Here is a 9804-nt window from a genome sequence, read left to right on the forward strand (position 1 = left end):
ATCGACCACCTCGCGAGCGAGTACGCGGGCAACCTCTCCGGTGGTCAGCGGAAACTGCTGGAGATGGCGCGGGCGCTCATGACCGACCCGCAGATGGTACTGTTGGACGAACCGCTCGCGGGTGTCAACCCGTCGCTGGAGAAGAAACTGCTCAAACACGTTCACGAACTCCGTGAACGCGGCTACACGTTCCTGCTCGTCGAACACGACATGGACGTCATCATGAACAACTGCGAACACGTCATCGTCATGCACCAAGGAAAAGTACTCGCCGAAGGGGAACCCGCGGCGATCCGTTCGAACGATCAAGTCATCGACGCCTACCTCGGGGAGGAGATCTGATGGCGCTGCTCGATATCGACAGCTTGGACGCGGGGTACGGCGAGGACTTACAGATCCTTTCGGACGTCGATATGCGCGTCGAGGACGGCGAGTACGTCACCATCGTCGGTCCGAACGGCGCGGGGAAATCGACCGTGATGAAATCCGTCTTCGGGTTGACGACGTACATGGGTGGCAGCATCGCGTTCGCCGGAACGGAGATCCATGGCGACGCCCCCGAGGACATCATCCACCTCGGACTGGGGTACGTGCCCCAGAACGACAACGTGTTCTCGTCGCTCACCGTGGAGGAGAACCTGGAGATGGGGGCGTACATCCTGGACGAAGTGCCGGAGGACGCCATGCAGGAGGTGTTCGACCGCTTCCCAATCTTGGACGAGCGCCGGGAGCAGAAAGCGGGAACGATGTCCGGCGGTCAACAGCAGATGTTGGCGATGGGCCGGGCGCTCATGCTCGACCCCGATCTGCTGATGTTGGACGAACCGAGTGCGGGGTTGGCTCCCGACCTCGTCGCCGAGATGTTCAACAAGGTGGACGAGATCAACGACCACGGGACTGCCATCCTGATGGTCGAACAGAACGCGAAGGAGGCGCTCCGACGCTGTGACCGCGGCTACGTGCTCGTGCAGGGTCAAAACCGCTTCATGGACACCGGCGACGCGCTGCTGGCGGACGACGAGGTCCGACAGGAGTTCCTCGGCGGATAATCCCGGGATTTTCGGCGGATACTCCCGTACCACCTCGTTTCATCGTGCCACAATCGCCAAGGACCAGCACCGCGTGTCATCGTCATGATTCGCTCACGGCGGAGCGGTTCGGCCGTCGCACTCGTGGTCGTCCTCGTGCTCGCTTCAGTTCTCGTTTCCGGCGCACCCGTGCCGACGATACCGGCTTCCGCGTCCCAGTCCGCCGAGACCGCATCTCAGTCCGCCGACGCTGCCCCGACGTCCCTCGATTCCTGTACGCGGATCACCCACTCCGGCCACTACGTCCTCTCCAACGACATCGAAACCCGTCAGCGGGCGTGTCTTCGGATCGACGCCGACGATGTGACCCTCGACGGAGCGGGACACGTCGTGGACGGACGGGTGTTTTGGGAGGGTACGGCGGGCATCGCCGTGACGGGTCGAAACGTCACGGTTCGAAACGTCACGGCCATCAACTGGACGTTCGGCATCGAATACGAGAACGCGAGCGCCGGAACGGTAGCGAACGTGACGACGTGGCGAACCGCGGACGGGGTCTCGGTGTTACGCTCCCCGAGGACACGTCTCCGGCGGGTGACGGCGACGAACGGGTTCACGGGAATCGCGATGAGCGACTCGAACGGGAGCCGAATCTCTGACAGCACCGTCCGCGATACGAGTTCGTCGGGCGTGTTCGTCTCCGACTCCGAAAACGTGTCGCTGGCGAACGTCTCGGTCGCGCGAAGTAAGATCGGCGTGGCGCTGGCCGGGGTCCGAAACGGGAGCGTGACGGACGTGATCGTTCGCTCGACAGAGGATGGCATCCTGCTGGTCGATTCACACGACAACACGATACGGAACGCGACACTGACGAACCCGGACGGCAGCGCAGTCGTGACGCGTTCGAACGCGAACGCGAACGACAATCCGATCGTCGGTAGCCGTGGGAACTGGACGACACGCGACGCGTCGAGGACGCACGCGAAAAACGGGCGAGAACGTGGCGTTTAGCTCAGCGCTTGCTGGATGACGGCCGTGTACGACGATTCGCCCTTGTTGAACGCGACCTGTTTGCTTACCGAACCACCTTGGCTCGACGTGAATTTCTTCGTGAACTGATTCGACAGCTGTTGGCCGTAATCGTTGTTCACGTACAGCGTCGCGGCGGTTTTCGCGCCGAGCCGTTCCGCTGCGATTTGCGCCATTATCGCACCCTGAAGCAAGTCACTCGGTGCGGTTCGGAAGATGAAGTCGTTATCCTTCAGGTTCGTGACGGTGACCGCCGTGCTCGACGGCGAACAGCCCACGATCTGATTCGGGACGAACACCTCGGTCGCGACCGGGATGTAGTTCCCCGAGGATGCCGGGCCGGAGATAGCCGGGAAGCCCGCGTTGACGAGCGCGTTCGCGCCGCTGAGCGACGCCTGTCGGTCGGTCTGTGTGTCCTCGACCTGCGTTTGGACTTCGAGGTCGACGTTCCCGTCGTTCACCTGCTTGATCGGAATTTGCGACGCCTGCACCATCGGTCCACCGACAGACGCGAGGTCGCCGGTCTGCGGGAGCAGGATTCCGACCTTGATCGTTCGGCCCATTCCACCCGGGGCGCTGTTCGCCTCGGGTCCACCCGGTTTGCTCGTGAACTCCCGCGTGTTGACGACTTTGATGCCGTCTTTCGTCTGCGGTGCGAACTTCCAGACGTCGTAGGCGGCGGACGCCGGACCGCCGTGTACGTCGAAGTTCGTCGAACTCGATGCACCTTGATAGTTGATATCGTCCCCGTTCGCTGCGGCTTTGACGGCGTCCACGAAGTTCGCTGGACCGAACTCCTTTCCGGGCGGGTTGGCGACCCGACGCATCTGATCGCGGATCTTGGTTCCGTCGTTCGCCCCTGCCGCCGCGTTGGCGAGGATGAGGATGGCGACGGAATCGTACGATTGGGCCGTGAAGACGCTCGGTGGTGCGTTGTACTGCTCTTGAAAGAGCTTCGTGAACGCCTGCTGGTTCGGCCCGGCGGCGGCAGGTGCCGTCCCGGTGACGTTTTTCATGTCGTTGCCGACTTCCTTCGGTAGACTGGCGCTCTGTAACCCGTCCGGAACGAGAACGGGCACGGATTGTCCGGTCCCGTAGAAGTCGCGGAACAGCTGAATCCCGCTTTCCGGATAGCCGATGACGGTGAGCATGTCCGGCCCACCCCCCTGTTGTAGGGTTCCCATCAACCCGACGGTACTCGTTGCACCTACCGCTCGGAGGTAGGTGCGGCGGTCGATTTTGTGACTCATACCCGGTGAGAGTCTCAACGTTCCGATGCAAAAATATATCTTAAACTATCATTATAGATGTCGCTCGATTCATCGGATGCCGACCGATACGGTAGGGACGACGGTCTCCATCGAAAACGGTCGAATTAGAGGGGAGCGATTAGCTCGAACCGGTCGCCTTTTTGATGACGGACGTGTAGGAGGATTCACCCTTGTTGAACGACACCTTCTGTAGCACCTTTCCGTCGTACTTGTCGGTGAACGTTTTGGAGAACTTGTCCGACAGCTGTTGGCCGTAGCTGTTGTTCACGAACAGCGTCGCGGCGGTCTTGCCGCCGAGCTTCTTGGACGCGACTTGCGCCATCACCTTGCCTTGGAGCAGGTCGCTCGGTGCGGTCCGGAAGACGAAGTCGTTGTCGTCCAAGTTCGTCACGGTCAGCGCCGTACTGGACGGCGAACAACCGACGACGCCCTGTTTGATGTACACCTGCTGGCTCACCGGGATGTTGTTCCCCGAGGATGCCGGGCCACAGATGGCCGGGAAACCGGCGCTGACGAGCGCGTTCGCGCCGCTGAGCGACGCCTGTTTCTTGGTCTGTGAATCCTCGACCTGGGATTTTACCTTGATGCTGATGCCCGCGTCGTTCACTTGCTTGACCGGCATCTTCGCGGCTTTGATCATCAGGCTCCCGGTCGAGCCGAGGTCACCGGTTTGGGGGAGTAGGATACCGACCTTGGCGGTCCGATTTTTCCCACCGGGCGAGCTATCGGCCATCTTGCCACTCGGTTTGCCCTCGAAGGTGATGGTATCCTCCGTCTTGATCCCTCCGTCGGCGCTCGAATCGAACTTCCAGACGTCGTAGGCCGCGGACGCCGGGTCACCCTTCTTGTCGAAGTCCACGACGCTGGACGCCCCTTGGTAGTTGATGTCCTCGCCGCGTGCGGCGGCTTTGACGGCGTCCACGAAGTTCTCCGGTCCGTACTTCTGTCCGCCGGGATTGGCGACCCGTCGCATCTGGTCGCGGATCTTGCTTCCGTCGTTCGCCCCCGCCGCCACGTTGGCGAGGACGAGGACGGCGACCGCGTCGTAGGAGTGGGAGTTGAACACGCCCGGTTCGCGGTTGTACTCGTCCTTGTACATCTGATTGAACGCCTTCTGATTCGGCCCGGACGCCGCAGGGGCCGTTCCAGTGAGGTTCGCCATATCGTTGCCGACGTTTTTGGGCAGCGTCGAATCCCGCAACCCGTCGGGGACGATTATTTTTTGGTTTCCGTCGGTGCTCTGGTAGTAGTCGCGGAACAGTTGAATTCCGCTTTCCGGGTAGCCAATGACGTTGAGAACGTCGGGACCACCGCTGTTGTCGCCGCCTCCGCCGCCGTTTCCGTCACTACTGCTCTTGCTGGTACTGCTGTCGTCGCCGGCACCGCCACCGCCGATACAGCCTGCGAGACCGGCAATTCCGGTTGCACCCAGTCCCTTCAGCACGTCACGTCGATCGATATCATATCGCATGGACAGCCATGGGTCTCGACTCAGGCGATATAAATCTACCTTTCCAGATTATTAACACTCGAAAATATTGACGTTAAATATTAATAATTAATAATTTTAATAGGTCCCGGAGTGATTCGGGTTTCGGAAAACTGGAACCGCTAAAATTCGCGACAGTCGGCACAGACCAACTGCCCGTTGACGTTCGTCAGATCGTGAGTCAGCGCGCCACAGACCTCACAGATGCTTTGACCCTCGTATTCGGTCCCGCCGTTCGTTCCCATCCGGTTTCCGAGGTCCCCTTGGTCGATCTCCCGTTCCTGTGTTCGCGAGATGCTCGACGGGGACGTCGAAGCCGAAATCACGTCCCGTTCGGTGAGCACCCCGAGCAGTTCGTCGTCAACGGTGACGATGATCCGGCGAATCCCCTGTTGGGCCATCATCCCCGCGGCGTCGGCTACGCTCCGGTCGGGTTGCACCGAGAGCACGGGTTTCGACATCGCTTCCGAAACCGTCGTTTCCATCGGGTCGTCTTCGTTCGCGACGAGGGCGATCACGTCCGATTCGGTCATGATACCGACCGGTTCGTGACCCCTGAGAACGACGACGCTCCCGACTCCTTCGTCGTGCATGAGACGAACCGCTCCGAGAACCGAATCGGACTCGCTGACGCCGACGTATTCCCGCGTCATCACGTCCCGCACGATAACTTCCGCGTCCATGTGTGAACAGTTGACATGGCCGTTCTAAAAAGTATCCCCGGCACCTTTATTCCCACGTCCAGCGAAAGGTACTAGCCGATTTTTCGCCGACGAACGATGCGATTCGAAATTGTTCGAATCGATTTATCAGACACCGACTACTCGAATTCGATCCTGCTTCCGGTCGCTCGACACGTCTCCAAGGCGTGCTTCGCGTCCATTCCGGCGGTTTGCGGGACTCGCCCCGTACCGACGCCGACTTTCAGTTCGACTTCGACCGTCTCCTCGACGTGCTCGATGACATCCTCGTAGTCCGATTCGTCCATGTTCGGGCAGACCGCGATGACGTTGTCGCCGCCGACGAAGAACGACAGGGCGTCGTGTGCCTCGCGCATGTATCGCATCAGTTCCGCGTAGCCCTGTTCGATGTGGATGAAGGAGTCGAAGGCGTTCACCTCGTCGGTGTAGTTGCCCGTCATGTCGTTGACGTCGAAGTGAGCGATCTGCACGTCGTCGTCGGTTCTGAACTCCTCGTCGATCGTCCGTCCGTCGAGGATCTCGCGGCGCGAATGATCCTGCGCGCTCCCGGCGTCCTGCAGCAGTTCCGTCGCATCTTCGAGCGCCTGAATCGGACTCGTTCCGGTGGCGACGCTCAAACTGACGGTCACAGGGTAGCGATTTCCGACCGATTCCTGCACGAGCGCGTGATCGGACAACGAGAGACCGTTCGTCACGGCCACCATGTTGTCGAAGCGGGTGAAGAAGACGTACCCTTCCCGGTTACCGATGAGTTGGGAGAGGTCGGCGTACAATCGCGATTGAAGCGTTTGGAGGTCGACTTCCCGACGCGGTTCCGGCGTCACGGTCCACGGCCCGTAGTTGTCGATTTGTATCAACGTGAGTTGGGCGTTCGTCACAGTTGGTCGGGAGTTGGGCACACGGTATTATAAGCGAACCTAATCGTGATTTGCGTCTCAAAAATGGAATCGACGGGAACCGATCAGATTCCACACTAATCCCGAAGTCGGGGGATTCAAATCGTCGTTTCCCCTGCACCCCACAATGAGTATTCCGTCGTTCGTCATCGGTATCGCCGGGGGTACCGGCGCGGGGAAGACGACAGTCGCCCGTGAAGTCACGGAATCCCGGAGCGATTCGGTCACCCGGATTCCGTTGGACAACTACTACAAGGACCTCTCGCACCTCGATTTCGAGGAACGCGCCGAGGTGAACTACGATCATCCGTCGGCGTTCGAGTGGGAACTGCTGCGTGAACACCTCGATTCGCTCCTTTCCGGACAGGCCATCGAGATGCCCCAATACGATTTCAGCGTTCACAACCGGAAGGACGAACGCGTCACCGTCGAACCGACGGACGTGGTCGTGCTCGAAGGAATACTCGCGCTGTACGACACCGACGTCAACGAGATGCTCGATTTGCAGGTGTACGTCGAAACCGACGCCGACGTGCGAATCCTCCGCCGAATCGAGCGGGACGTGGTGGACCGCGGCCGTGACCTCGAAGGCGTCATGGACCAGTATCTCTCCACGGTGAAACCGATGCACGAGCAGTTCGTCGAACCGACGAAAAAACACGCCGACCTCATCATTCCCGAGGGAGCAAACCGGGTCGCGGTCAACCTCCTCGAAGAGAAGGTCCGCGCGGAGACGCGTTCGGAACGCGCGTCGGAAGTCGAGGAGGAACTCTATCTGCCGGACGGCGACGTGGAACGAATCGATCAAACCGACCGACCCGAGCGAGATAGCCGTCCCGAACGAAGCGGCCGAAGTGACGCGAACGAGCCACCCGCTGCGACACCCAACGGTGGCGGCGAACGATGGCGCTCGTCGAAAGAATCGAAGTGAGTTACGCGTTACGCTCGTTTCTTTTCGGGGTTCTCGCCGACCGGGTGGTAGTCCCAGAACCCGCCGGATCGCATTCCTTTGCCGACTGCTTTGTGGAAATCCGTGATCGTCTCGTACTCGTCTTCCTCGACGTGGTCGAAGATGTCGGCGACGCTGACGACCTTCTTGTAGTTGATTCGGATCGGTTCGTCGGCGTGTGCCTCGACGAACTCGTCGCGTTCGAGCGGGAAATCCTCGTCTTCGTCTACCTTCTTCGCGAGGATAGCCATACCGTACTTCCGTCCTCCCTCGCTCCCTTCTTCACCGTCAGGGTCGTGGGGCCAGTCCATGCTCGCACGTTTCGTTGAGGGGGCAAAAAGGATTGCTTTCTGTCCTACTCGCTCGGCGCGGTAAGCCCCGTCTCGACCAAACTGCGGTGTCCGCGGCGCAGTCGTTCGGACACGGCTTGGTGTGAAACACCCAACTCCTCGGTGAGGTCCTTCGTCGTCGCCTTTCGCGGTATCTCGTAGTATCCCCTGTCCATCGCGCTTCGCAACGTTTCGTACTGCTGTTCGGTAAGCTTGTGTGATTCGTCCAGCAGCGTCGTTCGCTTGTGAACGTTCTGTACTTCGATCGGTATGCCGGTGTCTTGGCAGGATTCGTAGACTGTCGAAAGCGTGTCGCGGTCCACAAACTGGATACGGAAACTCCACCGGTTGTTCGCGGCACGTGCGGTAAGGACGGTCGTATCGCCCATCGAAATCACGGAAAGCGTTTCGGCAACGTCGCCACCCCACCGCATGGAAAACAACCCCCTACCGTTCAACTTCGTCAACAGTTTGGCGTCCGTGACGGTTCCGTCGTCGTCGAACGCCTTTTTCACGGTCGAAATATCGGTCGCGGTCGCGCGCAACTGTGGCATCACGTATTCTGCTTGGTGTGCGACGACTCCCACGACTTCGAACCTCGCACCGGGCACCTGCGAAAACGTTTCGCGGAGTGCAAACTCGCTCGTCGGGAGTGCAATCTCTGCAATCGTACTCACCCGAGTGAGAAGCAACAGCACCCAGTTCGCTGTTCTGCTTGCTAATTCATGCTGCTTTAAGAATAGCCGGACACGTCACATAACTAATTTCGGGTGGATTTCACTTTAGCTGGTGTATAATTAACTGGATAGGGTCCTGACCTTCGGATAATGTTGCGGTACATACGGGGGAGATGAGAAATATGTCAGGCTCTTCATCCGGCGGTTTTATCCACGGGATACTTCTCGGCGGTGGTGTCGTTTTCTTCGTTGCTGGTATCATCATCGTCGCGGGGATCCCCGGCGGAATCCTCGGACCAGCAGGCAGCACGAACGGTGGCGCGAACGCTTCACCGGGAACCTCGCCAGCCACAACTAGCGTGAAGGCGACGCCCACCGCGACGACGACGACCCAGACGACGAAATCGGCCACCACTACGCCGAAAACCACGGCGACACCGACGAGTACGACGAGTACAACGACGTCGACCACTTCGACCACCCAGACGACACAACTGCAGAAGACGGTTCGCTATCGTGTCAACGTCGGTGGCCCACAGCTCAAACCCTCCGACGGCGGCCGGTACTGGCTCGCGGACACCGAGGATAGCCCGTCACGGTTCAACAACGCGCGCATCAGCGGCAGTCACACGAACAGCACGAACGATCACATCTCGATGACGTCCGCCGTCCCGGCCGGAACGCCCGAAGCCATGTTCGAGAGTCGGCGGTACGACGCCGACGTCGCCGGAAAGCCGAGCGACGACACCGAGATGCAGTATCGGTTCCCGGTACGAAACGGCCGGTACGAGGTTCGGTTGTACTTCGTCGAAAGTTACTTCGACAAACAGAGCTACAAGAAGAAAGGCCCGCGTAAGTTCGACGTCGAAATCGAAGGCAAGCGCGTCCTCAAAAACTACGACATGTTCAAGGAACTCGGCCACAACCGCGGCACGATGAAGTCGTACACGGTGACCGTCCGCGACGGCGTGGCCAACGTGAAGTTCATCCACGAAAAGGAGGACCCGATGCTCTCGGGTATCGAAATCGTCCGTGTTCAGGGCGGCAAGCAGAAAGGTGGCAAACAAAACGACCGGTCCCGGAACGACGTGAATTCGGGCCAGACACTCGCCGCCGCTTCCAAGTCGAACTAACCCTGCCGTTTTTCCCCTGATTTTCCCGAACGCCGACCGTTTCAGAACTGTTGTAAACTCCCCTCCGACCTGTTCATCGACCTGTGTTCCGCACGTCGTGCGAAATCTCCGGTCCATTCCGAACCAGACTCCCGTTCTGTGTCTCCACTCATCGTGTGAAATACCGTGAAACCAATAGTTGAACAGTTTTTCAACCATCTGTTCAATCCTGATGGGATGTTTCGTGTCGCCGTCGGTCCGTGACGGCCTCCCGAATTTCGGATTTGGATGCTGCTTTTCCCGTTCCTGACGAGACGAGCGCC

General features: G+C 59.6%; 11 protein-coding genes. 5 read left to right on the forward strand and 6 right to left on the reverse strand.

Going from position 1 to position 9804, the window contains the following annotated elements; genetic code table 11:
* The 3 genes from WBV42_RS05450 to WBV42_RS05460 form a co-directional block, all read left to right on the forward strand.
* A partial coding sequence (locus WBV42_RS05450; protein ID WP_423985127.1) for an ATP-binding cassette domain-containing protein occupies nucleotides 1-342 on the forward strand: 342 nt, incomplete at its 5' end.
* A complete protein-coding gene (locus tag WBV42_RS05455) occupies nucleotides 342-1049 on the forward strand; it encodes an ABC transporter ATP-binding protein (protein ID WP_423985128.1) in 708 nt (235 codons plus the stop codon). The genes WBV42_RS05450 and WBV42_RS05455, both read left to right, overlap by 1 nt.
* Before the next feature lie 84 nt (nucleotides 1050-1133).
* Nucleotides 1134-2039 carry a right-handed parallel beta-helix repeat-containing protein gene (locus WBV42_RS05460; protein ID WP_423985129.1) on the forward strand — a complete coding sequence of 302 codons (906 nt, stop codon included), beginning with the start codon at nucleotides 1134-1136 and terminating at the stop codon, nucleotides 2037-2039.
* On the opposite strand, the gene WBV42_RS05465 is transcribed toward WBV42_RS05460, so the two are convergent.
* The 4 genes from WBV42_RS05465 to WBV42_RS05480 form a co-directional block, all read right to left on the reverse strand.
* Nucleotides 2036-3307: an ABC transporter substrate-binding protein gene (locus WBV42_RS05465; protein WP_423985130.1), complete on the reverse strand. Its 1272-nt coding sequence runs from the start codon at nucleotides 3305-3307 to the stop codon at nucleotides 2036-2038. The two genes, WBV42_RS05460 and WBV42_RS05465, sit on opposite strands and share 4 nt — an antisense overlap.
* Before the next feature lie 139 nt (nucleotides 3308-3446).
* Nucleotides 3447-4799 carry an ABC transporter substrate-binding protein gene (locus WBV42_RS05470; RefSeq protein ID WP_423985131.1) on the reverse strand — a complete coding sequence of 451 codons (1353 nt, stop codon included), beginning with the start codon at nucleotides 4797-4799 and terminating at the stop codon, nucleotides 3447-3449.
* 140 nt (nucleotides 4800-4939) lie between these two features.
* The gene (locus tag WBV42_RS05475; RefSeq protein WP_066145755.1) at nucleotides 4940-5500 is read right to left on the reverse strand and encodes a CBS domain-containing protein; all 561 of its coding nucleotides are present in this window, start codon (nucleotides 5498-5500) and stop codon (nucleotides 4940-4942) included.
* Between the two features lie 137 nt (nucleotides 5501-5637).
* Nucleotides 5638-6396: a GTP cyclohydrolase III gene (locus WBV42_RS05480; RefSeq protein ID WP_423985132.1), complete on the reverse strand. Its 759-nt coding sequence runs from the start codon at nucleotides 6394-6396 to the stop codon at nucleotides 5638-5640.
* A 145-nt stretch (nucleotides 6397-6541) separates the two neighbouring features.
* Between WBV42_RS05480 and udk the strand changes: the two genes are divergently transcribed.
* Nucleotides 6542-7345, forward strand: a complete 804-nt coding sequence (gene udk / locus WBV42_RS05485) for a uridine kinase (protein ID WP_423985133.1) — start codon at nucleotides 6542-6544, stop codon at nucleotides 7343-7345.
* Between the two features lie 8 nt (nucleotides 7346-7353).
* On the opposite strand, the gene WBV42_RS05490 is transcribed toward udk, so the two are convergent.
* On the reverse strand, nucleotides 7354-7674 hold the full coding sequence (locus WBV42_RS05490) for a DUF5785 family protein (protein WP_423985134.1): 321 nt from the start codon (nucleotides 7672-7674) through the stop codon (nucleotides 7354-7356).
* Between the two features lie 44 nt (nucleotides 7675-7718).
* Nucleotides 7719-8369, reverse strand: coding sequence for a helix-turn-helix domain-containing protein (locus WBV42_RS05495; RefSeq protein ID WP_423985135.1), 651 nt, complete (start codon nucleotides 8367-8369; stop codon nucleotides 7719-7721).
* Nucleotides 8370-8551: 182 nt separating this feature from the next.
* Here WBV42_RS05495 and WBV42_RS05500 point away from each other — a divergent pair, with 182 nt between their 5' ends.
* Nucleotides 8552-9502, forward strand: coding sequence for a malectin domain-containing carbohydrate-binding protein (locus WBV42_RS05500; RefSeq protein WP_423985136.1), 951 nt, complete (start codon nucleotides 8552-8554; stop codon nucleotides 9500-9502).
* Nucleotides 9503-9804 lie beyond the last annotated feature (302 nt).

Origin of the sequence: Haladaptatus sp. (assembly GCF_049589095.1) — an archaeon.
GTDB lineage: Archaea > Halobacteriota > Halobacteria > Halobacteriales > Haladaptataceae > Haladaptatus.